The following is a 22,553-nucleotide window of genomic DNA, read 5'->3' as shown; positions in this document are numbered from 1 at the left end:
TCAGGCTCCCTGCCCTGCTGCCGCCAACGCTTTTGCGAGGGCGTTGATAAATAGTTCGTTTTGTTCAGGCAACCCCACGGACACCCGAAGATGATTGGGCATGCCGTAGCCTGTTACAGGGCGCACAATGACTCCGTGGCTCAGTAATGCCTGATATACCCCCATAGCTTGCGGCCCCACTTCAACGGCCACAAAATTCCCCGATGAGGGAATATACCGAAGACCCATCTGATCGAAGGCTTCTTGCAACTGCTTCAGGCCAGCGGTGTTGGCAGCGCGGGAGCGCTGCAGATAATCTGTGTCCTCCAGCACCGCGGCGGCGGCCGCAAGAGCAGTGGAGTTTACATTGAAAGGCTGGCGCACGCGGTTGAGGATATCGGCAATCGCCGGTGAGCTGATGCTGTAACCAACGCGCAGAGCAGCAAGGCCCCAGGCTTTGGAAAAGGTACGGCACACGATCAAATTGGGGAAACGGCTTAGTAGCGCAACACCATCCGGGTCTTTCTCTCCGGTCATGTATTCGTAGTAGGCCTCGTCAAGGACTACCAACACATCGGCCGGAATTTTGCCCAAAAATGCTTCAATCGCGTCTGAATCGTGCACGGTGCCCGTAGGGTTGTTCGGGTTGGCTACAAAGACCAGGCGAGTGCGCTCTGTGACTGCCGCCGCCATGGCATCCAGGTCGTGACCCCAGTCTTTGGCCGGCACGGCAACCGCTTTGGCGCCAATAGCTTGAGTAACAATTGGATAAACAGCAAACGCATACTGGGAAAATACAATTTCCGAATCCGCACCGGCAAAACAACGGGCAATCACTTCGAGCACGTCATTTGAACCATTTCCGAGCGTAATCTGGCCCGGGTTCACACCGAGATATGCAGACAACTTTTGCTTCAGTTCAAACCCATTGCCATCGGGATACAGGCAAAGTTCCTTCAGCGCGTTTTCGGCCGCTGAAATTGCTTTTTTACTGGGGCCCAAAGGGTTTTCATTGCTGGCAAGCTTGATAATTTCGGCGGGGTCCAGCCCCAGCTCACGGGCCAGCTCACTGATTGGCTTGCCCGGCTGATAGGGAGACAAAGCCTGAACGCCTTCTACCGCAAGGCTCTGATAATCGATGGCCATATACCTTCCTTAAAACTATCTACTAAAGAACACCGATGGGATAGGAACCCAGGCGCTTGAGCTCGACGGCTTCTTCGTCTACCTCGGCAAGCACTTTGCGAGCCTGCTCATCGCTCATGTGGCCTTCAAAATCGATGTAGAACACATAGGCCCATGTGCCACTTGGTGACGGCCGGGTTTCAATCCGCGTGAGGCTGATACCATGACTGTGAAACGGCTCAAGCAGTTGATACAAAGCGCCCGGCTTGTTTCTCATGGAGACAAGAATGGATGATTTGTCGTGCCCGCTAGCAGGGACATCTTCGCGGCCAATAATCAGGAACCGGGTGGTATTGTCCGGCCGGTCCTCAATGCTGTTCGCCAGTTTTTCCAGGCCATAGAGCTCTGCGGCCATATCGCCAGCAATTGCTGCTGTACCCGGCTCTTTGGCTGCACGGCGAGCCGCCTCAGCATTGCTGGAAACGGTTACCCGTTCAATCCCGTAGCGATGGGTATCCAACCACTGGCGACACTGGGCAAAAGACTGCTGATGGGAGTATATGCGGGTAATTTCCTGATCCCGGAATTCCGGCGACACCATCAGATGGTGGTGAATTCTCAACTGCACCTCACCGCAAATTTTCAACGGAGATGTCATGAACATATCAAGGGTGTGGTTGATCATGCCTTCCGTGGAGTTCTCAACTGGCACAACGCCATAATGAGCAGCTCCGGATTCTACCTCGCGGAAAACCGCATCAATCGCCGGCAAAGGCACACTCACTACTGAGTGACCGAAATGCTTGAGCGCTGCAGCTTGGGTAAAAGTGCCGATAGGACCCAAAAAGGCAATATGCATGGGCTTTTCCAGCGCCAGGCAAGCCGACATGATTTCCCGGAATAGTCTCGCCATTTCTTCATCTGGCAATGGGCCGGGGTTGGCCTCCTTGATACGGCGCAGCACCTGGGCTTCACGCTCCGGGCGATAAAAAAACACATCCTCCCCAGGGTTGGCATCCATTTTTACATGGGCCACTTCCTGTGCGCATTTCGCACGAGCACTGATCAACTCCATAATCTGCTGATCAAGGCTGTCTATTTCTACCCGTAATTCTCCTAAGCGAGTCTGCTCATCACTCATGATCAGCCCCGCTCCTTCGCAAATTCAGTCATGTACTGGATCAAGGCATCTACGCCTGCTTCAGGCATGGCGTTATAGATACTGGCACGCATACCTCCCACCGAGCGGTGCCCTGCCAGATTCAACAAGCCCCGCGCATCGGCTCCTTTAAGGAAAGCACCGTTGAGGGCGTCATCCTGAAGGGTGAAGGGAATGTTCATCCAGGAACGGAAGCGTGGGTCGATTGGGTTGGCGTAAAACTCATTAGCATCAATAAAGCCGTACAGCTTTTCTGCTTTCCTGCGGTTTGTCTCGCCCATGGCAGTTACGCCGCCCTGGGCTTTCAACCACTTGAAAACCAGCCCCGCAAGATACCAGGAGTATGTTGCAGGCGTGTTGTACATGGAGCCGTTATCCGCAATCACCTGATAATTCATCATGGTTGGCGTGTCCTTGCGGGCTTTGCCAAGGAGGTCTTTCCGGATAATGACAACAACCAGGCCGGAGGGGCCTATGTTTTTCTGGGCACCTGCGTAGATAAGACCAAACTTTGAAACATCTACCGGGCGCGAAAGCATGGTAGAAGACATGTCTGCCACCAATGGAACGCCGGCGCTATCGGGAACAAAATCAAACTCCAGTCCACCGATAGTTTCGTTGGGGGTGTAATGCAGGTATGCGGCATCGGCACTGGTCTGCCAGGTGGCTTGATCAGGAATGCTGACGAAGCCGCCCTCTTCCGAGCTCGCAACCACATTCACACCGGCGTAGCGTCTGGCTTCATCAATGGCCTTTTTCGACCAGATTCCAGTATTTACATAATCCGCAGACGTTTTGTCACCAAGCAGGTTCAGAGCAATCGTGGAGAACTGGCTTGATGCTCCACCCTGCATGAAAAGTACGGCGTAATCATCTGATACACCAGCCAATTCACGCAAGTCTCGCTCAGCAGTTTCGGCGATCTCAACGAACGCATCACTACGGTGGCTCATCTCCATTACGGACATGCCTGTGCCACGCCAGTCCAGCATTTCATCCCGTGCCTGTGCCAGCACACTTTCCGGCAAGGTTGCCGGACCTGCACAAAAGTTATACGCCCTGCTCATGTTCCTGTGGTCTCTCACGTCTTGCGGATTCGGTGTTCGGCAGTGCTGGCTTATTCCTCGCCAGCATCCTGTTCCGGACTGTTAGTTTCGCTTTCGTTGGTTGAAACGTCTTCGCCTTCGATATCTGTATCTTCAACATCTACATCAGCATCTTCGATGTCGTCATCGTCGGTTTCAGCTATCCGCTCCACACCGACCAGGCGCTCGTCTTCCTGGCTCAATCTGATCAGACGTACACCCTGAGTGTTCCGACTGAGAACCGATACTTCATCCGTACGGGTACGAACCAGCGTGCCCTTGTCGGAAATCAGCATCATTTCGTCGCCTTCGAACAGCTGCAGTGCCGTTACCAGGTTGCCGTTACGCTCGGAGCACTGCATGGCAATAACGCCCTGACTGCCACGGCCGTAGGTTGGGAACTCTTCAAGTGCAGTGCGCTTGCCATAACCATTCTCACTCGCGGTCAGAATAACGCCGCCTTCCTGTGGAATGATCAGGGAGACCACCTGGTGGCCTTCTGGCATTCTGATACCGCGCACACCACGGGCTGTTCTGCTCAGCGGACGAACGGCTTCTTCATTAAAGCGAACCGCCTTGCCAGCTGAAGAAAACAGCATGATTTCCGCATCGCCCTCGGTTATTGCCGCGCCGATCAATGTATCGCCTTCATCCAGAGACAAGGCAATCAGGCCACTGCTGCGTGGGCGTGAGAAGTTGGGCAGAGCCGTCTTCTTGACCACTCCGGCAGACGTTGCCATCAGAACAAACTGGTTCTCGGGGTAATCACGCACCGGCAGGAATGTAGTGATACGCTCACCTTCATCCAATGGCAGAATGTTCACCATCGGCCGGCCACGAGACGCACGGCTGGCACGAGGAATCTCGAACACTCGCAACCAGTACACCTTGCCCCGGTTTGAGAAGCACAAAATGGTATCGTGGGAGTTGGCCACCAGAAGTTTTTCAACGAAATCTTCGTCTTTCATGGAGGTCGCAGCCTTACCACGGCCACCACGGCGCTGAGCCTGGTAATCTTCTACTGCCTGAGTCTTCGCATAACCACTGTGGGAAATGGTGACAACCAGTTCTTCTTCATCAATCAGGTCGGCGATTGTGAGGTCACGCTGTGAGCTAGTTATCTCAGTGCGACGCTCATCGCCAAACTCTTCTACTACGGCTTCCAGCTCTTCACGGATAACCTGCATCAAACGATCAGGATCAGCCAGAATCTCAAGCAGGCCAGCAATTTTTTCCAGGATTTCCTTGTACTCGTTCTGGAGCTTTTCAGTTTCCAGGCCCGTCAGGCGGTGCAGACGCATATCCAGGATAGCCTGGGTCTGTTCCGGAGACATGAAGTACAGGCCATCGCGCAGGCCATAGATTTCTGGCAGATCGTCCGGGCGGCAGGCATCTTCGCCAGCACGCTCAAGCATCGCCATTACATCACCTGGCGCCCAGCCACGGGCCATCAGCTTTTCCTTGGCTTCCACAGAGCTTGGGGAGGCCTTGATCAGCTCGATCATCTCATCGATGTTGGCCAGCGCAACAGTCAGGCCTTCAAGTATGTGGCCACGCTCACGGGCTTTACGCAGCTCAAAGATAGTACGGCGAGTGACCACTTCACGGCGGTGGCGCACGAACGCATCCAGCATTTCTTTAAGGTTAAGTATTCTTGGCTCGCCGTTGATCAGCGCAACCATGTTGATACCGAATACCGTCTGCAGCTGGGTGTGCTTGAACAGGTTGTTGACCACAACCTCCGGGTTTTCACCACGGCGCAGCTCTATAAAGATCCGAATACCTTCCTTGTTGGACTCATCCCGCAGCTCGGTGATGCCTTCCAGCCGCTTTTCCTTCACCAGCTCAGCGATCTTTTCGATCAGGCGAGCTTTGTTCAGCTGATACGGCAGCTCGGTGATAATAATGGCGTCACGATTGGTTTTCTTATCGGTTTCGATTTCGTGGCGGGCGCGAATGTAGATGCGGCCACGACCGGTACGATAGGCTTCAACAATGCCGGCACGGCCGTTGATGATACCTTCTGTCGGGAAATCCGGGCCCGGAATGAACTCCATCAGTTCATCGCAGGTGAGATCCGGATTATCAATCAGCGCCAAACAACCATTAACCACTTCGGTCAGGTTGTGGGGCGGAATATTGGTCGCCATGCCTACAGCGATACCGGAAGAGCCGTTCACCAGCAGGTTAGGAACCCGGGTAGGCATAACTTCAGGAATGCGCTCTGTGCCGTCGTAGTTATCAACAAAATCTACGGTTTCTTTCTCGAGATCCGCCAGCAACGAGTGTGCAATTTTTTTCATGCGGATTTCGGTGTAACGCATGGCTGCCGCGTTATCACCGTCGATAGAACCAAAGTTGCCCTGGCCATCTACCAGCGGATACCGCAGAGAGAAAGGCTGGGCCATACGAACGATGGTGTCGTAAACAGCAGAGTCACCATGCGGGTGGTATTTACCAATAACATCACCCACCACACGGGCAGACTTCTTGTAGGCCTTGTTCCAGTCGTTGTTCAGTTCGGACATAGCGAACAGAACACGACGGTGAACCGGCTTGAGGCCATCCCGCACGTCAGGAAGTGCTCGCCCGACAATTACGCTCATGGCGTAATCGAGGTAAGACTGCTTCAGTTCGTCTTCAATATTGACCGGCAGGATCTCTTTGGCTAATTCACCCATCGAGAAAGGTTCCTTTGCGTTATCTGGAAGTCGTTTCAGGGCCGCTTCCCGGCCCCATAATTATTCTTCGTCAAACCGCCAACTCTACCACAGTCGCACCCTGCTGGGGGCAACTGTGCGTCAGCCTTAATCAAATACTACAGTCTTGTTTTCGTGGGTAATCACGCGATCTTCGATATGAGAGCGCAATCCCCGTGCGAGAACATTTTTCTCTACATCCTTACCCAGACGCACCATGTCTTCGATGGTGTCGCTGTGATTGATGCGAATAACGTCCTGCTCAATAATCGGCCCTTCATCAAGGTCCTGAGTCACGTAATGGCAGGTAGCGCCGATCAGCTTCACGCCGCGGCTGTATGCCTGGTGATAGGGACGTGCCCCGGCAAAGGACGGCAGAAAGCTGTGATGAATATTGATCACCTTGCCTGAGTACTTTGCACAAAGCTCGGCAGGCAAAATCTGCATGTAGCGCGCAAGCACCACCACATCGGCTTTGTAGCCCTCAAAAAGCTCGTCGACCTGGGCAAACGCTTCTTCACGATTAGCCTTGCTCACCGGAATATGATGGTATGGAATGCCATGCCACTCCACCATACTGCGCAAATCATCATGATTGGAGATGACAGCAACAATTTCGGCGTTGATTTCTTTACTGTGCCAGCGGTACAGGAGGTCGGCCACGCAGTGGGACTCCTTGCTGCACATCAGAACCACCTTTTTGGGCTGGGCCGAATCGGCGATGTGCCAATTCATATCGAATTCCCGGGCAATCGGCGCAAATGCCGCACGGAATTGCTCAAGACCAAACGGGATAGACTCGGCTTTGATCTCGTGACGCATGAAAAACCAACCACTGTGAGTATCGGAGTGGTGGCTTGCTTCGGTTATCCAGCCATTATAAGTGGACAGAAAATTACTCACCTTGGCGACAATTCCAACCCCATCGGGGCAGGAAATCACAAGACGGTAGGTATGCTCCATGAAAGCCTTTCCTTAACTGACAAACGGGAAAGCGGATGCGACGAAAACTCTTGCCGGAAACGGCAGCCCGAACAGGAACCCGAACAGAAACCAAGGTTAGCCGGTACGCACCCTATAAAATGACGGGCTATTATAGCCTATCTGAACATCAGAAACGAGGAATGGAGACATGGACAGAGGCCCGCACCAGCAAATTCGAAAAGCCCGACTCACTGTACCCTCAGGCAGGCTACGCGCACTCACCCTGATGGCAAGCCTGACTGTATACCTTGCAACTCTGGCATCACCGGTTTTCAGCCAGGCCATTCTGGAGGGCGAGCGCTTTTACCCCGCCAGCGCGTCTAACGGCATGGTGGCAACCAGCCACACCCTGGCTACAGAGGTAGCTCTGGACGTACTGAAAAACGGCGGCAACGCTGTGGATGCCGCTGTAACTGCCGGTTTTGCCTTGGCCGTCACCCAGCCAAGATCCGGAAACATCGGTGGTGGTGGTTTCATGTTGATCTCAAAAGGCGATGGCTCTGAACCGGAAGCCATAGATTACCGGGAAAAAGCACCCTCAGGCGCCACTGAAGCCATGTATCAGGATGAATCCGGAGAAGTGGTCAAGGATCGCAGCCGGTTTACCCATCTGGCTGCGGGCGTCCCCGGCACTGTTGCCGGCCTTGCCTTGGCACTGGAACGCCACGGCACTATATCCCTGAAGCAGGCACTGGCACCGGCAATCAAACTTGCCCGGGATGGTTTTATTGTTCCTAAGCGCTTCAGCGAAGGTCTTGAACAAGCCCGCGAGCGGCTTCAGCGCTGGCCCGCAACCCAGGCAACTTTTTACAAGGAAGACGGCTCCGCCTGGCAAGCCGGCGAGCGTTTTCGTCAACCGGAACTGGCAGACACCCTGCAGCGTATTGCAGATGATGGCGTGAAAGGTTTTTACGAAGGGGAAACTGCACGGCTGATTGTTGAAGAAATGGAAAGGCACGGCGGCCTCATTACCCGACAGGATCTTGAAAACTATCAGCCGGCTGTGCGCGCCCCTGTGCATGGAAACTACCGGGGCTACGATATCTACTCCATGTCACCGCCCTCCTCTGGAGGCGCTCACATTGTGCAGATACTGAATGTTCTTGAAGGCTTCCCTATCTCAGAGCTGGGCCACAACTCGGCGGATACGATTCACTATATGGCCGAAGCCATGAAGCTGGCCTATGCCGACCGCTCTGAATATTTGGGCGATACGGATTATGTAGACGTGCCACTGAAAGGACTGACCAGTAAATCTTATGCCGACGAATTGCGGCAAGGCATCAAGATGGACAAGGCTCGCCCGGCGAGTGAGGTTCGTCCCGGCCAACCAGCAAGCTACGAAAGCCCTGAAACCACGCATTTTTCGGTTGTAGATAAGTGGGGCAATGCGGTATCAAACACCTACACCATCAACTTCAGTTATGGCTCAGGCATCACCGTACAAGGTGCCGGCTTTCTGCTCAACAATGAAATGGACGATTTCAGCGCCAAGCCGGGCGTGCCCAATGCCTACGGCCTGATTGGCGGCGCAGCAAACAAAGTGGGGCCTGGTAAGCGCATGCTCAGCTCCATGTCGCCCACCATTGTGCGCAAAGGTGACCGCAACTTTCTGGTCACCGGCAGCCCTGGCGGCTCGCGCATTATCACTACAACCCTGCAAGTGATCATGAACGTGATTGACCACGGCATGAATATACAAACCGCCGTCAACGCGCCACGCATACATCACCAGTGGTTGCCGGATGAAATTCGCATTGAACAAGGTATCAGCAAGGACACTATACGCCTGCTGGAAAGCCGGGGGCACAAGGTGGTCACCAACTCGGCTATGGGTGCCATTCAGAGTATTATGATTGGAGAAGATGGCACGCTATATGGCGGAGCAGACCCGAGGCGCAGCACGTCTTCGGCCATGGGCTACTAACTCAATAGACAAACTGGAGGCATCTATTATGTTTCTGTCTGTACAACTGAGCTGTTATCCCCTCAAGGATGACTATAAACAACCCATCTGGGACCTCATCGCCCGGCTGGAAGAGACCGGCCTGCAAGTTGTCGCCGGTCGTATGAGCACCGAAATCTTCGGCGAGTACGACGAAGTTATGAAGGCACTCTCAGACACCATGAGGTGGTCATTCGAGACCTACGGAAAGTCGGTTTTTGTTGCCAAGATTATGGAGGGTGATCGGAGGCCGAAGTAATTCAAGCCTGCGTAACCAGCATATCGCTGAACAATGCCAGGCAAAACCCTAACACCGCACCAAGTGGAGGCCCCCAGTGCTTGTCCAATCGGGACTGGGGCGCTATATCCTGAAAAATCAGGTACAGAATACCGCCAGATGCCACCAGCATGATGGTTCCCAGAACCACGGGCTGCTCAGACAGGAAAAAGTATCCAAGCAGTCCCGCGGCTGGACCGGCCATTGCCAGGCTGGACATTACTGCCAGAGTTTTCCTTGGCGTATAGCCTGGCTTGTTCAGAAATTCGCGGTAGGCGTTAAAGCCTTCCGGCAGGTTTTGCATAGCAATCAGCACAGCCATCAAGGGCGCAAGGCTTGGGTTAACGATGATCAGCCCACCCAAGGCGGCGGCTTCGGGCACGAAATCCAGCATCACCCCCATCAACTGCGGCGATTCCCGATGATGAACGCCCAGCATCCGCTCAATCCAGAAAAACAGCAGGCCGCCGGCAATAATGGCGGGAATAGCCCAGAAAGAATCGCCAATGCTCGACTGCCCTTCCGGTATCAGCACAATGGTCACGGCACCCAGCAAAATGCCCCCGCCCAAGGCGATCAGAAAGTGCCGAAACTCCTGTTCCAGCCAGTTGGGACCAATGCGTTCAACCCTTGCCAGTAATCCGCCAAGTGGGATGCAGATACCGGCAAGAGCAGTCAGACCAACGATGTAGGCAATGTCAGAAATCATCAAAATCCCTGAATTAATTAATCAGGAGCCTTCGGAAACCCCACCAATCTTATCCTGGGTTTTGTGCTCAAAGTCGCTCGCATCGTGGCGCTCATGCAGCTGGGTTTCTGGCTCACCCCAGGCGCGATTCACCATACGCCCACGCTGCACAGCCGGGCGCTTTTTAATCTCCAGTGCCCAGCGCATCACATTGGTGTAGGTGTGCGCCTCAAGAAACTCTGCGGCATCGTATACGGCGTTAGTCACCAGAGCGCCGTACCAGGGCCAGGCTGCCATATCGGCAATGGTGTACTCATCGCCGGCAATATACTGGTTATTGGCCAACTGACGATCCAACACATCCAGCTGCCGCTTCACTTCCATGGTGTAGCGGTTAATGGGATACTCGTACTTTTCAGGCGCATAGGCAAAGAAATGTCCAAAGCCACCACCCACAAAAGCCGCACTGCCCATCTGCCAGAACAACCAATTAAGCGTTTCGGTGCGCCCTTTGATATCCGATGGCAGGAACCGATCAAATTTTTCCGCCAGGTAAAGCAGTATGGAACCAGATTCAAATACGCGAACAGCAGGATCCTGAGACCGGTCCATCAGCGCGGGTATTTTGGAGTTGGGGTTCACATCCACAAACCCGCTGCCGAACTGCTCGCCCTCATTAATGCGGATGATCCAGGCATCGTACTCCGCTTCGTTAATACCCAGCTCCAGCAGCTCCTCCAGCATTATCGTAACTTTCACACCATTTGGCGTAGCCAGTGAATAAAGCTGAAAAGGATGCTTACCAACTGGCAGCTCTTTATCGTGAGTCGGGCCAGCAATGGGGCGGTTAATATTTGAAAAAGCGCCACCGCTTGCAGACTCCCATTTCCAGACTTTGGGCGGGACGTAGCTGGAATCGCTCATAATGACGGGCTCCTTGAACACTGTTTGTTTGCTAATGAATGTATTCTGCGCCGATCTCAGAACCTTAAACAGGCCCGTTTGTGATCTTCGACAAGTCCAGGTTCACATCAAAAATTTTGCCATGAACTTTTTCAACACCAAGCCCCTTGAGTCTTGCTGTGTGCTTTTCAAGATAAGCCTGAGCCGTTTCTTCTGTTTTAAAAAGGTAAATCCCGCCAGCATCATTTTCAGATGCGTTCTCTGTCCATATTTTCCAGATAAAGCCGGGCTCTTCAGTGATAGAAACAGCAAGATCTTTTAGCGCCTCAGCCATTTCTGCACCAAAAGGACCAGTAAAAGGAAAATCAACCTGTAATAACTTTGCCATCTGATAGAACTCCTGTTTTCGGCAGACGCTGCCATAATGCTTAATAAGACATGGAACGTTCTGCAAAGCCGGCCAGGACATTCCACTATAGAAGAAAACACTTCAACAACACGATACCAACCAAAAGGGAACCTGGCGTATGCCAATGATAGGCTGGATTTTTATACTCGCTGCCCTGGGCCTGATATTGGGCAGTCTGTTCATGCTTCGGGACTCAGCCAGCAAAATGCATATTCCGAAAGACAAGCTGGAGAAAATCCGTAAGCGCAAGGCAGAGCTTGAAGCCGAGGAAAAAAAAGACGATCAGTGGTAAGCCGCGTCTGTTCTCGCAGCCATGATGAAGTCATTCTTGTGCAGCCCACCGATTGAGTGGGTCCACCAACTTATTGTCGCCTTCCCATATTCCAGCAAGATAGCCGGATGATGATTCTCTCCCTCAGCCAGCTCGCCCACCATGTTGGTAAACGCCAGAGCCTGAGCGAAATTTTTGAATTTAAATGCCCGGCGCAATTGCTCTTCGCCATCGACGCTGAGAATTTCCCAATCCTGAACGCCTTTGTGCAGTGAGCGCTTCTCCTCATCGGTTACCTTGGGGGCGCTAGCATTACACGCCTCACAATGCTGTTCAGCCAGTCCACTCATGCATAACCTCCGAGCTGATATCCGAATTTTCTACCGCTATAGATAATACAAGATGGGTCCGCTCACTCATTTTATCAACCGGCGTCTTGAAATCAGCCTCTCTTCGGAATACTGTACATTTAAACAGTATTTCGGAAATATGCCATGAGCGAGCTTATTAATACGCTAATGCAGGACGCCCGTGTCTGGCAGGGACACAGGCACAACAAAACCACTCAACCGGCAGAACCGACCGGTTACCAGGCTCTGGATAACCAGCTTGGCGGACTTGGCTGGCCCCGTGGTGCTTTGAGCGAGTGCCTGCTGGACGCGCCCGGTATCGGTGAGCTGACCCTGTTAGTGCCTCTAATGCAGAGGCTTTCGCAAGATGGCAAAACCGTGTTCTGGCTGAACCCGCCACACACGCCCTATGCCCCGGCGCTGGCGAGAGAAGGCATCAACCTGGACCAGGTCATCATGATCCACACTGAAGACAAGGGCGATTTTCTATGGACTCTGGAAAACTGCCTGCGCTCCCCGGTTACCGGCCTGGTAATGGCTTGGCCCGGCAAACTGGCTGCCCGGGAAATCCGGCGCTTGCAGTTGGCGGCTGAGGCCGGAAGCAACGTTTGCGTGCTTTTTCGTGAGCGCCATTACGCCGAACAAAACTCCCCGGCTGCCTTGCGCCTTGAGCTGGAGCCTGAGCATCAGCAGAGCCTGAAAGTGAATGTAGTGAAACGTCGCGGTAGCTGGCCGGGGCAACGCTGCTCGCTTGCCATAGCCCATCGGGCAAGCCTGTCCCACCATGAAACACCCCGAGTGGTTCAAGGCCCCTGGCCTACGGCGGCACGGTAACTTCCATGCTTTGGCTGCATTTACACTTTCCTCACCTGCTACTGGATCACATTCGCCGTTCCGGTGAAAACGTCGCTGCCCTGGCGATTGTGGAGGGTTCCGGGCAACAGGTAATACAGGCCTGCCCCGCTGCCCGGGATCTGGGCGTGAAAGCTGGCATGCGGCTAAAAACGGCCATTAGTCTTGCGCCAGATCTGGGAATAGTAAGAGCAGACCAGGCACAGGAAACCCGTATTCTGGAAGACCAGGCCCTTTGGGTGTACCGCTATGCGGCTCATATTGTTCTGGTTCCGCCTAACGGTTTGCTGGCTGAAATAGGCAGTCTGCAGCGATTGTACGGCGGCCTTCCGGCAGCTTGGCGAACAATAGAAGAAGTACTGCACGAGCGTCAGCTTAATGCCTGGTTGGGCATTGGCCACACCCCCTTGGCTGCGGGCCTTATCGCACGCAACGGCATGGGTGAATGCACATCTGATACAGCCCAAATCCTCCGGACTCTAGGCAGAATACCCCTGCAAGCCGCGGAGTTTGATACGCGCACCAGCACACGCTTGAAACGGCTTGGTTTGAGCACCCTTGGTGAAGTCTTCGGTTTACCCCCGGCAGAGATGGCGCGGCGGCTATCCCCCGAAACCCTGGCGACTATCCAGAAAATTCAGGGGTCAAGAGCCGATCCTCAACCCCCTTGGCAACCACCACATCACTTCCGGCAACAAGCAGACTTTGTTCAGGATATTGAACGGTCACAGGGGCTGCTTTTCCCACTGCATCGCATGCTTTCTGAACTGGAAAAAGATCTGTGTTGGCGCCAGCAGGATACCGATTGCTTACTGCTAGTGCTTCAGCACAGAAACGGGGAACCTACGCACCTTCGCATTCGTACATCCGGCCCGGAACACCGCGCGGAGGCATTTTTGAGCCTCATCACCCTACGCTTTGAACAACAGGCGCTTAAAGCTCCGGTCGCATCGTTGCGCCTGACGGTTAAACGGTTTCTAGGCCGGGAAATGCACGGCGGGCAAGATTTGCTAGGCGAAAGCCAAGACCTGAATGAAGCTTGGCACACCCTGATAAGCCGCCTGCAGGCAAGGCTTGGGGAGAATGCACTTAAACAGCTGGCACCCACGGATGACCACCGGCCCGAGCGGGCATGGAGCACCTCAGACGTGCGACGATCAAACCGCGCAACCATAGCAGCGACAGGCCAACTGCCCTGTCGCCCTCTGTGGCTTCTGCAAGGCCCTCAGCCGCTAACAGAAACCCCCAAAGCCTGGTTTACCGGCCCGGAACGGATTAGCGGGGGCTGGTGGGACGGCCAGCGAGTACACCGGGATTATTACATTGCCCAATTGAACAGCGGACAACTGGCCTGGGTATTCCGGGATATGCGGGAAGGCTGGTTTATACACGGATGGTTTGGCTGATGGGCGAATCTTCTTATGCCGAGCTGTTCTGCTTCAGTAACTTCACCTTCCTGACTGGAGCCTCTCATCCCCATGAGCTTGCGGAGCGCGCCGCAGAGCTTGGGTATACAGCACTGGCCATTACCGATGCCTGCTCGGTTGCGGGCATCCCCCGAGCCTGGGCAGCACTGAAAGAAAGCCCGGTTAAACTGATTACCGGGAGCTGGTTTGAGCTGGCCGACAGCCCACCCGATGCCAGCACACCCCGATTTATTCTTCTGGCCCGCACTCGCAAAGGCTATGGCCAGCTCTGCCAGTTTATAACCACCGGTCGGCGCCGGGCAGAAAAAGGCCAATATCAGCTTTTTCATAGTGATGCGGAAACCCATGCCCTGGATGACTGCCTGTGCCTGTGGTTACCGCCCTCACCGGCTGAAGCCGATGCAGATCAAGCGCTGGCCTGCGGCGAATGGTTGCTCCGGCTGTTTGAGCACCGCCTCTGGATTGCCGCCGCCCGCACCCTTGAGTCCGGTGAAGAGCAACAACTGGCCCGGGTTCGCTGGCTTTGCGAGCATTTGCGCTGCCCGGTAACCGCCACCGGCGCAGTGCACATGCACAGCCGGCAACGCCAGCCATTGCAAGATGTCTTAACTGCCCTGCGTAACCACACCAGCCTGGAAAACGCCGGCCACTGCCTGTTTCAGAACGGTGAACGATACTTGCGCCCTCTACCGGTTCTGCAACGGTTGTTTCCCGAAGCCTGGCTGAAAGAATCTTTACACATTGCTCAACAGTGCACCTTTGAGCCCGGCAGCCTGCGTTACGAATACCCTCCTGATCTCGTACCCAAGGGGGACACCCCGGCCGCCTATCTGAAGCGCTTAACTCAGGAAGGTGAACGGCGACGCTACCCGGCAGGCACACCACTGTCTGTTCAGGCCCTGATACGCAAAGAACTGGGGCTGATTTCTGAGATGAAGTACGAACACTACTTCCTCACCATCCACGACATAGTTGCCTTCGCCCGCAGCCGGGGCATTCTGTGCCAGGGCCGTGGCTCCGCTGCCAACTCCGCCGTGTGCTATTGCCTGGGCATTACCGAAGTAAACCCGGCCCAGGTCGACCTGCTGTTTGAACGTTTCATTTCCAAAGACAGAAACGAGCCGCCGGACATCGACGTGGACTTTGAACACGAACGCCGGGAAGAAGTGATTCAGTACATCTACCAACGCTACAGCCGGGAGCGGGCTGCACTGGCCGCAACCGTTATCCGCTACCGCCCAAAGAGCGCTATTCGCGACGTTGGCAAAGCCCTGGGGCTTGACCCTGCACTGGTGGAACAACTACTGGAAGGCATCGACTGGCGTGACAAAGCCACCAACTGGCGTCAGCAGATTCTCGACAAACGCCTGACCCGCAACCCGAAAGTGGCAGACCAGTTCTTTGCTCTGGTGAATACCCTCCTCGGTTTCCCCCGGCACCTTTCCCAACACGTGGGGGGGTTCATTATCAGTTCGGGCCCGCTGAGCGAACTGGTGCCGGTAGAAAATGCCGCCATGGCAGACCGCACCGTTATCCAGTGGGACAAAGACGACCTTGAAAGCCTGGGCCTGATGAAAGTAGACGTGCTCGCACTGGGCATGCTGACCGCCATCCGCAAAGCCCTGGAGCTGATCAGCCAGCAGAAAGGCCAGCCCTTTCGCATGCAGGACATTCCCCAGGAAGACCCGGCCACCTACAACATGCTGCAAAAAGGCGACAGCATCGGCGTATTCCAGGTGGAATCCCGCGCCCAGATCAACATGCTGCCCAGGCTCAAACCCGAAACCTTCTACGACCTGGTCATCGAAGTGGCCATCGTCCGTCCCGGCCCCATCCAGGGTGACATGGTGCACCCCTACCTGCGCCGAAAACACGGGCTGGAACCGGTGGACCACCCCAACGACGCCATCCGTGGCGTGCTGGAACGCACGTTGGGCGTGCCCATTTTTCAGGAACAGGTCATCAAACTGGCCATGGTGGCCGCCGGATTCACCGCTGGCGAAGCCGACCAACTCCGCCGCGCCATGGCCGCCTGGAAATCCCACGGCGACATGACCCCCTTCCGGGAAAAACTCATCAATGGCATGCTGGCACGGGGCCACAATGCGGACTTTGCCGAGCGCCTATACCTGCAAATCTGCGGCTTCGGCGGCTACGGCTTCCCGGAATCCCACGCAGCCAGCTTCGCCCTGCTCGTTTACATTTCCGCCTGGATAAAACGCCACTACCCAGCCGCCTTCTACTGCGCCCTACTCAACAGCCAGCCCATGGGATTCTACTCCCCATCGCAACTGCTACAGGACGCCAAACGCCACAACGTAGTGACACTACCTCCAGACATCAACAACAGCCAGTGGAACCACACTCTGGAAGGCCCGGACCTTCAACTACGCCTGGGCCTGAGAATCATCCAGGGATTCCCAGCCAGTGCCGCCGAGCGCCTACACCAAAACCGTCCCGAAACCGGCTACCGATCCTCCGCCGAATTACGCCGCCTGGCAGGCCTCAACCAGCGCGAAATGGAACTCCTCGCCGGCGCCAACGCCATGCCCGCCTTCGCGGCTAACCGCCACCAGGCCTACTGGCAACTCTTGGGCCACGAAAAGCCCTCAGAGCTCTTCGCTGCGGCAGAAGAAGACGAACACTACGAACTGGAAACCTGCAGCCAACTACCAGAACCCACCGAAGGCCAGAACGTCCTCGCCGACTACGCCAGCCAGGGCCTGACCCTCCAACGCCACCCACTGGCCCTGCTCCGGGAACAAGGCCACCTACAGTTCTGCCTAAGCGCCGAACAACTAAAAACCACCAAAGCCGGCATCCCGGTACAGGTAGCCGGCCTGGTAACCGGCCGCCAACGCCCCGGCTCCGCCTCCGGCGTTACCTTCGTTACCCTGGAAGACGAAACCGGCAACGTGAACGTAGTCGTCTGGCTGGAAACCGCCCGCCGGCAGCGCAAGCCGTTACTCACCGCACGGTTGTTACACGTAAAAGGCATTCTGGAAAGAGAGGGGGAGATTGTTCACGTAATGGCGGGGAAACTCTCGGACCTGAGCCACCTCATTCAGGCCCTTCCGGTTAACTCACGGGATTTTCACTAAGCTTGTGTTGCCAACGCTGAATTAAAGGGAAATATCACCGGAGTTCATAGAGTCGGTGCGGGGCCGATTTTCAGGAATGTCGGAGGCCATGGACGGCCGGAGACAAGCGCACAGGGATGTGCTCGTAGCGGTTCCTGAAAATCGGCCCCGTGCCGGCTCATACTCCCAAAGTCACGCCCCTAAAAGCAGAAAACCCCACACAAAGGCGGGGTTTTCTGTAAAGCACTACAAGAGCAACAATCAGCTAAGCAGCTTGATCATCACACCCGCAGCAACAGCAGAACCGATAACACCAGCAACGTTCGGCCCCATAGCGTGCATCAGCAGGAAGTTCTGCGGATTCGCCTCAAGACCAACCTTGTTGGAAACCCGCGCCGCCATCGGCACCGCAGATACACCGGCAGAACCAATCAACGGGTTGATCGGATCCTTACTGAACTTGTTCATCAGCTTGGCCATGAGAACACCACACGCTGTGCCCACACCAAACGCTACGATACCCAGCCCCAGAATACCCAGAGTCTGGCCATCCAGGAACTTGTCTGCCATCAGCTTCGAGCCAACAGACAAACCCAGGAAGATCGTCGTGATGTTGATCAGGGCATTCTGCGCGGTATCGCTCAGACGCTCCACCACACCACATTCGCGCATCAGGTTACCGAAGCAGAACATACCCAGCAGAGGCGCAGCATCTGGCAAGAACAGAACCACAGCGATCAGAACAACCAGCGGGAAAACAATCTTTTCACGCTTGCTGACAGGGCGCAGCTGGGACATCTTGATAGCCCGCTCTTTTTCAGTCGTCAGAGCTTTCATGATCGGCGGCTGAATCATTGGGACCATCGCCATGTACGCGTACGCAGAGACAGCAATTGCACCCAGCAGATGCGGAGCCAGGACACTGGAAACGTAGATCGACGTAGGACCATCAGCGCCACCAATGATACCGATAGCAGCGGCTTCCAGAATGGTAAAGTCCAGAACACCAAGCCAGTCAAGCAATGCGGCACCCAAAACCGTTCCGAAGATACCGAACTGGGCTGCGGCGCCCAACAGCATGGTTTTCGGGTTCGCCAGCAGCGGACCGAAATCCGTCATTGCGCCAACACCCATGAAAATCACCAGAGGACCAATGGTGCTGCCGATAACCACAGAATAGAAGTTATACAGCATGCCGTTACCGTAGCCGGCATCCTGAGCAACCGCATTAACTGCTGCCATTTCGGAATAGCTGGCTTCTTTCACGGCTACCTTGAAGGCTTCTTTCAGCTCAGGCGTAATCGCCTGACCAGCCTGATAGGCAACATCCAAAGGCGCCGCAAGCGCAGCCAAAAGCTCACCTTTACCGCCATTCAAAGCGAAATGGATTGCATTTTCCGCCGCAGTCAGAGCAAGCCCTGCCTCCGGAATATTCGCCAGAATACCGCCGAACCCGATAGGCACCAGCAACAATGGCTCAAACCCCTTGCGAATCGCAAGGAACAGAAGAAGCAGGCCAACGGCGATCATGATCACCTGACCAAACTCTATATTGAACAGGCCACTACCTGTCCATAACGTCATTAACTTATCCATGGAATGCTGGCCCTTTATGCGATTGTCAGCATTTCATCATCAGGGGAGACGGCATCACCGACCTTGATGAAGACTTCGCCGACAGTGCCGGCTTTTGGTGCACGAATCTCGGTTTCCATTTTCATGGCCTCGAGAATAATCAGCACATCGCCTTCTTCAACGGCATCACCTGGTGAAACCAGTACCTTGAAGATGTTGCCTCCCAGAGGTGCGATAACAGGCTCACCTTCGCCGGCAGCGGGAGCTGGCGCAGCAGACGCCGCAGGAGCAGATGCAGCACCGCCCTCGCCCTGAATCTGAGTGATTTCACCACCTTCAGTAACGGCAACCACGAACTTTTTACCATTAACATCAACGGTGTAAGTTTCCGGGCCGCTGGCCTTCTTGGCCGGAAGCGCGTCTTCAGCTGTCGGCACTGGCTCAAAAGCATCCGGGTTGTTACGGTTTTCCAGGAACTTCAGTCCAATCTGCGGGAACAGAGCATAAGTCAGAACATCATCAACGGTGTTATCCGCCAGCTTGATGCCCTTCTCGCCCGCCAGCTTTTTCAGCTCGTCGGTCAGTTTGTCCATTTCCGGCTCAATATTGTCAGCCGGACGGCAAGTAATAGCCTCCTTACCTTCCAGAACCCGTTCCTGCAGCTCTTTGTTGAATGGCGCTGGCGCAGAACCATACTCACCTTTCAGGATTGCAGAGGTTTCCTTGGAAATAGACTTGTAACGCTCGCCGGTCAGAACGTTCAGAACAGCCTGAGTACCAACAATCTGCGACGTTGGCGTTACCAGCGGGATGAAACCAAGGTCTTCGCGAACCTTGGGGATTTCAGCCAGCACTTCGTCAAAACGATGCGCAGCATTCTGTTCTTTGAGCTGGCCTTCCATGTTGGTCAACATGCCACCCGGTACCTGAGCAATCAGGATGCGGGAATCGGTACCACGGAGACTGCCTTCAAATTTCGCATACTTCTTGCGAACTTCACGGAAGTAGCTGGCAATTTCTTCCAGCAGCACCAGGTCCAGCCCGGTGTCGCGCTCGGTGCCTTCAAGAATGGCAACAACCGCCTCAGTGGGCGAATGGCCGTAGGTCATACTCATTGAAGAGATGGCCGTATCCACGTTATCAATACCGGCTTCTGCTGCTTTAATAGCTGTCGCGGTAGACATGCCAGTAGTCGCGTGGCACTGCATGTGAATCGGGATATCCAGTTCTTTCTTCAGGCGGCTAACCAGATCAAAAGCCACATAAGGCTTGAGAATACCGGCCATGTCCTTGATCGCGATGGAATCGGCGCCCATGTCAGCAACTTCTTTCGCCAGCTCTACCCACATCTCGATGGTGTGCACCGGGCTGGTGGTATAAGAAATGGTGCCCTGCGCGTGCTTGCCGGTTTTCTTGACGGCCTTGATGGCGGTTGCCAGGTTGCGGGGATCGTTCATCGCATCAAAAATGCGGAATACATCAATGCCGTTTTCGGAAGCACGATCAACGAAACGCTCTACCACGTCATCCGCATAATGCCGATATCCCAGCAGGTTCTGGCCACGGAGCAGCATTTGCTGAGGCGTGTTGGGCATTACTTTTTTCAGTTCCCGAATTCGCTCCCAGGGATCTTCGCCCAGGTAACGAATGCAGGAGTCGAAGGTAGCTCCACCCCAGGATTCCAGAGACCAGAAACCGACTTTGTCGAGTTTCTCGGCAATGGGCAGCATATCGTCAAGCCGCATACGGGTGGCAAGCAGGGACTGGTGGGCGTCGCGTAGTATAACGTCCGTAATCCCCAGCGGTTTCTTTGTGTCAGTCATCGTGTCAGCCTTCTGTTTAAAGGTTCTATCTAATCGGTTACCGGCTCACTTCTTGTGGCGCGACCGGAATTTGGCAATCGCCTGTTTAATCGCCTCTGCTGTATCAGGATCAACTGAAACAGGTGCCTTTGGCTTGGCACGGGGCTTTTTGGCCGGGGTTACCGGCTCAGGCGGTGCAAACCGGATAAGCAGTTTGGACATAAGCATGGTCGCGAACACCAGAATAATCAGGAACACGAACACAAAGCCCATACCCGCAACCATCAGATCGACGGCTTGTGACATCAGGTCATCCATATTGAATAGCTACCTGTGATTTATTTGTGGATTTTTCCGGGGAACCGAAGCGCCTAAAGCTTGAGCTTTAAGGGGCACCGGAATAAACCGGGAGGCAAAATCCTGCGTAATTTACCGGTTTCGGACGCGCTGAGCAACCAAATCAAAAATGGCTATACGAACTTTCCGAGCGTTTCGCCACCTCCCCAACCCACCGGGAAAGCCCACGGCAACGCACTCTCAGACCATCCGGACTCTTAGCTTGCGACCCTTTATTTTCCCATCTTCAAGGCGCTTAAGTGCACGTTTGGCCTGTCCTGCCTCTACAGCGACGAAACACTGAAACTCAAACAGATCAATCTTCCCCACGGATTTACCATCCAGGCCGGCCTCTCCGGTAAGTGCACCAAGCACATCTCCCGGGCGGAGCTTTTCCTTGCGACCAGCGGCGATACAAAGAGTTTTCATGGCAGGGGCAACCGGCTCGACTGGCACTGAAAGCAGAATCTCGGTGTCCCCCCAGGTAACCGGGCGCCCCCGCTCACTCTCAAGACGATTAATCTTATGACCCTGCGCCGGGCTGCATAGCGTAACCGCCAGCCCTGCTTCACCTGCACGCCCCGTGCGCCCTACCCGATGAGTGTGCACTTCCGGGTCCCGCGCGGGCTCGGCATTGATAACCAATGGCAACGCCTTGATATCCAGACCCCGTGCTGCAACGTCTGTTGCCACCAGTACCTGGCAACTCTGGTTAGCAAAACGCACCAACACGCTGTCGCGCTCACGCTGCTCAAGATCTCCGTGCAACGCCAACGCCGAGAAGCCCTGAGCGCCAAGCTCTGCCGCCAGTTCGTCGCACTGCTGCTTCATGGAACAGAAGACCAGACAGGACGCAGGCTGATGTTCAGACAACAGGCTCACTATGGCTCGGGTGCGCTCCGGGGCAGGAATTTCATAAAACAACTCACGAATATCGGTGTTGACGCTTTGCGACTCCGCCCGCACATCCACCGGCTCCCGCTGAAACCCTGCGCTGAGCTTACGGATCGAGTCTGGCCAGGTAGCTGAAAACATGAGCGTTTGGCGTTGCTTGGGCGTGTAACTCAAAATTTCTTCCATGGCGGGCTGGAAACCCATATCGAGCATACGGTCAGCTTCATCCAGAACCAGAGTCGTGAGGCGCTTCAGATCCAGGGTTCCTTTACGCAAATGGTCAGCGATTCGTCCGGGTGTACCCACAACGATATGAGCGCCATGGGCCAGAGAACCAATTTGTGGGCCAATGGATACGCCGCCACAGAGGGTCAGAATTTTTACGTTTTCCTGTGCCCGCGCCATTTCCCGCAGTGCCTTCGCTACCTGATCGGCCAGCTCACGGGTGGGGCACAACACCAGCCCCTGCACCGCAAACAGTTTCGGCTTGAGACTTTCAATCAGTCCGATACCGAAAGCGGCGGTTTTACCACTGCCGGTTTGCGCCATGGCGATCACGTCACGACCTGCCAGGCAATGAGGCAAGGCTCTTGCCTGAATATCCGTAGGTTGTGAAAAACCCAACTGGGCCAGATTGGCCTGCATGGCAGCAGACAGATCAAGATCTTTAAAGGAAGGCATACAAGAAAATCCCGGAATCAGCGGTTGCTGGT

At 54.8% G+C, this 22,553-nt stretch carries 19 protein-coding genes; 6 read left to right on the top strand and 13 right to left on the bottom strand.

Features of this window, described 5'->3' with window-relative positions; translation table 11 throughout:
- The 5 genes from hisC to purU all read right to left on the bottom strand — a co-directional run bounded on the left by hisC (position 1) and on the right by purU (position 7,010).
- Entirely contained in the window at positions 1–1,125 is a 1,125-nt protein-coding gene (gene hisC, locus FFI61_RS13395; protein WP_200371087.1) for a histidinol-phosphate transaminase, read from the bottom strand.
- A 22-nt stretch (positions 1,126–1,147) separates the two neighbouring features.
- Positions 1,148–2,245: a prephenate dehydratase gene (pheA, locus tag FFI61_RS13390; RefSeq protein WP_200371086.1), complete on the bottom strand. Its 1,098-nt coding sequence runs from the start codon at positions 2,243–2,245 to the stop codon at positions 1,148–1,150.
- A gap of 2 nt (positions 2,246–2,247) precedes the next feature.
- Complete coding sequence (gene serC, locus FFI61_RS13385; RefSeq protein ID WP_200371085.1) at positions 2,248–3,330, bottom strand: 3-phosphoserine/phosphohydroxythreonine transaminase; 1,083 nt, start codon at positions 3,328–3,330, stop codon at positions 2,248–2,250.
- A 50-nt stretch (positions 3,331–3,380) separates the two neighbouring features.
- Entirely contained in the window at positions 3,381–6,029 is a 2,649-nt protein-coding gene (gene gyrA, locus FFI61_RS13380; protein WP_200371084.1) for a DNA gyrase subunit A, read from the bottom strand.
- Positions 6,030–6,155: 126 nt separating this feature from the next.
- Positions 6,156–7,010 (bottom strand): formyltetrahydrofolate deformylase, encoded by an 855-nt coding sequence (gene purU / locus FFI61_RS13375; RefSeq protein WP_200371082.1) that lies wholly within the window; start codon positions 7,008–7,010, stop codon positions 6,156–6,158.
- Between the two features lie 169 nt (positions 7,011–7,179).
- Here purU and ggt point away from each other — a divergent pair, with 169 nt between their 5' ends.
- Positions 7,180–8,958 carry a gamma-glutamyltransferase gene (ggt, locus tag FFI61_RS13370; protein WP_200371080.1) on the top strand — a complete coding sequence of 593 codons (1,779 nt, stop codon included), beginning with the start codon at positions 7,180–7,182 and terminating at the stop codon, positions 8,956–8,958.
- 28 nt (positions 8,959–8,986) lie between these two features.
- Positions 8,987–9,235 (top strand): YkoF family thiamine/hydroxymethylpyrimidine-binding protein, encoded by a 249-nt coding sequence (locus tag FFI61_RS13365; protein ID WP_200371078.1) that lies wholly within the window; start codon positions 8,987–8,989, stop codon positions 9,233–9,235.
- Position 9,236: 1 nt separating this feature from the next.
- On the opposite strand, the gene FFI61_RS13360 is transcribed toward FFI61_RS13365, so the two are convergent.
- From FFI61_RS13360 to FFI61_RS13350, 3 genes are all read right to left on the bottom strand, one after another.
- Positions 9,237–9,962 carry a ZIP family metal transporter gene (locus FFI61_RS13360; RefSeq protein WP_200371075.1) on the bottom strand — a complete coding sequence of 242 codons (726 nt, stop codon included), beginning with the start codon at positions 9,960–9,962 and terminating at the stop codon, positions 9,237–9,239.
- 21 nt (positions 9,963–9,983) lie between these two features.
- A complete protein-coding gene (gene yghU / locus FFI61_RS13355; protein ID WP_200371073.1) occupies positions 9,984–10,865 on the bottom strand; it encodes a glutathione-dependent disulfide-bond oxidoreductase in 882 nt (293 codons plus the stop codon).
- A gap of 64 nt (positions 10,866–10,929) precedes the next feature.
- Positions 10,930–11,232, bottom strand: a complete 303-nt coding sequence (locus tag FFI61_RS13350; protein ID WP_200204341.1) for a monooxygenase — start codon at positions 11,230–11,232, stop codon at positions 10,930–10,932.
- 145 nt (positions 11,233–11,377) lie between these two features.
- Between FFI61_RS13350 and FFI61_RS13345 the strand changes: the two genes are divergently transcribed.
- Positions 11,378–11,545: a DUF2897 family protein gene (locus FFI61_RS13345; protein WP_265092138.1), complete on the top strand. Its 168-nt coding sequence runs from the start codon at positions 11,378–11,380 to the stop codon at positions 11,543–11,545.
- Here FFI61_RS13345 and FFI61_RS13340 read toward each other — a convergent pair.
- Positions 11,536–11,874: a 4a-hydroxytetrahydrobiopterin dehydratase gene (locus FFI61_RS13340; protein WP_200204335.1), complete on the bottom strand. Its 339-nt coding sequence runs from the start codon at positions 11,872–11,874 to the stop codon at positions 11,536–11,538. The genes FFI61_RS13345 and FFI61_RS13340 overlap by 10 nt on opposite strands.
- A 144-nt stretch (positions 11,875–12,018) precedes the next feature.
- Between FFI61_RS13340 and imuA the strand changes: the two genes are divergently transcribed.
- Genes imuA through FFI61_RS13325 form a run of 3 tightly spaced genes read left to right on the top strand, consistent with a single transcriptional unit; the run spans position 12,019 to position 17,254 of the window.
- Positions 12,019–12,708: a translesion DNA synthesis-associated protein ImuA gene (imuA, locus tag FFI61_RS13335; RefSeq protein ID WP_200371069.1), complete on the top strand. Its 690-nt coding sequence runs from the start codon at positions 12,019–12,021 to the stop codon at positions 12,706–12,708.
- Positions 12,709–12,713: 5 nt separating this feature from the next.
- Complete coding sequence (locus FFI61_RS13330; RefSeq protein ID WP_200371061.1) at positions 12,714–14,132, top strand: Y-family DNA polymerase; 1,419 nt, start codon at positions 12,714–12,716, stop codon at positions 14,130–14,132.
- Positions 14,132–17,254, top strand: a complete 3,123-nt coding sequence (locus FFI61_RS13325) for an error-prone DNA polymerase (RefSeq protein WP_200371059.1) — start codon at positions 14,132–14,134, stop codon at positions 17,252–17,254. The genes FFI61_RS13330 and FFI61_RS13325 overlap by 1 nt, the downstream gene beginning before the upstream one ends.
- A gap of 240 nt (positions 17,255–17,494) precedes the next feature.
- Here the strand turns inward: FFI61_RS13325 and FFI61_RS13320 are convergent, their stop codons facing one another.
- From FFI61_RS13320 to dbpA, 4 genes are all read right to left on the bottom strand, one after another.
- Positions 17,495–18,829, bottom strand: coding sequence for a sodium ion-translocating decarboxylase subunit beta (locus FFI61_RS13320; RefSeq protein ID WP_227714925.1), 1,335 nt, complete (start codon positions 18,827–18,829; stop codon positions 17,495–17,497).
- A 14-nt stretch (positions 18,830–18,843) separates the two neighbouring features.
- Positions 18,844–20,631, bottom strand: a complete 1,788-nt coding sequence (gene oadA / locus FFI61_RS13315; RefSeq protein ID WP_200204325.1) for a sodium-extruding oxaloacetate decarboxylase subunit alpha — start codon at positions 20,629–20,631, stop codon at positions 18,844–18,846.
- A gap of 45 nt (positions 20,632–20,676) precedes the next feature.
- On the bottom strand, positions 20,677–20,928 hold the full coding sequence (locus FFI61_RS13310) for an OadG family protein (RefSeq protein WP_200204323.1): 252 nt from the start codon (positions 20,926–20,928) through the stop codon (positions 20,677–20,679).
- Positions 20,929–21,147: 219 nt separating this feature from the next.
- Positions 21,148–22,521, bottom strand: coding sequence for an ATP-dependent RNA helicase DbpA (dbpA, locus tag FFI61_RS13305; protein WP_200371055.1), 1,374 nt, complete (start codon positions 22,519–22,521; stop codon positions 21,148–21,150).
- Positions 22,522–22,553: the final 32 nt, after the last annotated feature.

Source organism: Marinobacter sp. DY40_1A1 (assembly GCF_016597815.1).
GTDB lineage: Bacteria > Pseudomonadota > Gammaproteobacteria > Pseudomonadales > Oleiphilaceae > Marinobacter > Marinobacter xiaoshiensis.
The sequence above is the reverse complement of the archived record's forward strand: the minus strand, read 5'-3'. Positions and strand labels throughout refer to the sequence as shown.

Excerpts from the sequence above, each read along its gene's own strand:
- yghU (WP_200371073.1), bottom strand. The coding sequence starts at position 10,865 with ATGAGCGATTCCAGCTACGTCCCGCCCAAAGTCTGGAAATGGGAGTCT.
- gyrA (WP_200371084.1), bottom strand. The coding sequence starts at position 6,029 with ATGGGTGAATTAGCCAAAGAGATCCTGCCGGTCAATATTGAAGACGAA.
- FFI61_RS13310 (WP_200204323.1), bottom strand. The coding sequence starts at position 20,928 with ATGGATGACCTGATGTCACAAGCCGTCGATCTGATGGTTGCGGGTATG.
- FFI61_RS13325 (WP_200371059.1), top strand. The coding sequence starts at position 14,132 with ATGGGCGAATCTTCTTATGCCGAGCTGTTCTGCTTCAGTAACTTCACC.
- dbpA (WP_200371055.1), bottom strand. The coding sequence starts at position 22,521 with ATGCCTTCCTTTAAAGATCTTGATCTGTCTGCTGCCATGCAGGCCAAT.
- pheA (WP_200371086.1), bottom strand. The coding sequence starts at position 2,245 with ATGAGTGATGAGCAGACTCGCTTAGGAGAATTACGGGTAGAAATAGAC.
- FFI61_RS13350 (WP_200204341.1), bottom strand. The coding sequence starts at position 11,232 with ATGGCAAAGTTATTACAGGTTGATTTTCCTTTTACTGGTCCTTTTGGT.
- hisC (WP_200371087.1), bottom strand. The coding sequence starts at position 1,125 with ATGGCCATCGATTATCAGAGCCTTGCGGTAGAAGGCGTTCAGGCTTTG.
- FFI61_RS13360 (WP_200371075.1), bottom strand. The coding sequence starts at position 9,962 with ATGATTTCTGACATTGCCTACATCGTTGGTCTGACTGCTCTTGCCGGT.
- FFI61_RS13345 (WP_265092138.1), top strand. The coding sequence starts at position 11,378 with ATGATAGGCTGGATTTTTATACTCGCTGCCCTGGGCCTGATATTGGGC.
- oadA (WP_200204325.1), bottom strand. The coding sequence starts at position 20,631 with ATGACTGACACAAAGAAACCGCTGGGGATTACGGACGTTATACTACGC.
- FFI61_RS13320 (WP_227714925.1), bottom strand. The coding sequence starts at position 18,829 with ATGGATAAGTTAATGACGTTATGGACAGGTAGTGGCCTGTTCAATATA.
- ggt (WP_200371080.1), top strand. The coding sequence starts at position 7,180 with ATGGACAGAGGCCCGCACCAGCAAATTCGAAAAGCCCGACTCACTGTA.
- FFI61_RS13340 (WP_200204335.1), bottom strand. The coding sequence starts at position 11,874 with ATGAGTGGACTGGCTGAACAGCATTGTGAGGCGTGTAATGCTAGCGCC.
- purU (WP_200371082.1), bottom strand. The coding sequence starts at position 7,010 with ATGGAGCATACCTACCGTCTTGTGATTTCCTGCCCCGATGGGGTTGGA.
- imuA (WP_200371069.1), top strand. The coding sequence starts at position 12,019 with ATGAGCGAGCTTATTAATACGCTAATGCAGGACGCCCGTGTCTGGCAG.
- FFI61_RS13330 (WP_200371061.1), top strand. The coding sequence starts at position 12,714 with ATGCTTTGGCTGCATTTACACTTTCCTCACCTGCTACTGGATCACATT.
- serC (WP_200371085.1), bottom strand. The coding sequence starts at position 3,330 with ATGAGCAGGGCGTATAACTTTTGTGCAGGTCCGGCAACCTTGCCGGAA.
- FFI61_RS13365 (WP_200371078.1), top strand. The coding sequence starts at position 8,987 with ATGTTTCTGTCTGTACAACTGAGCTGTTATCCCCTCAAGGATGACTAT.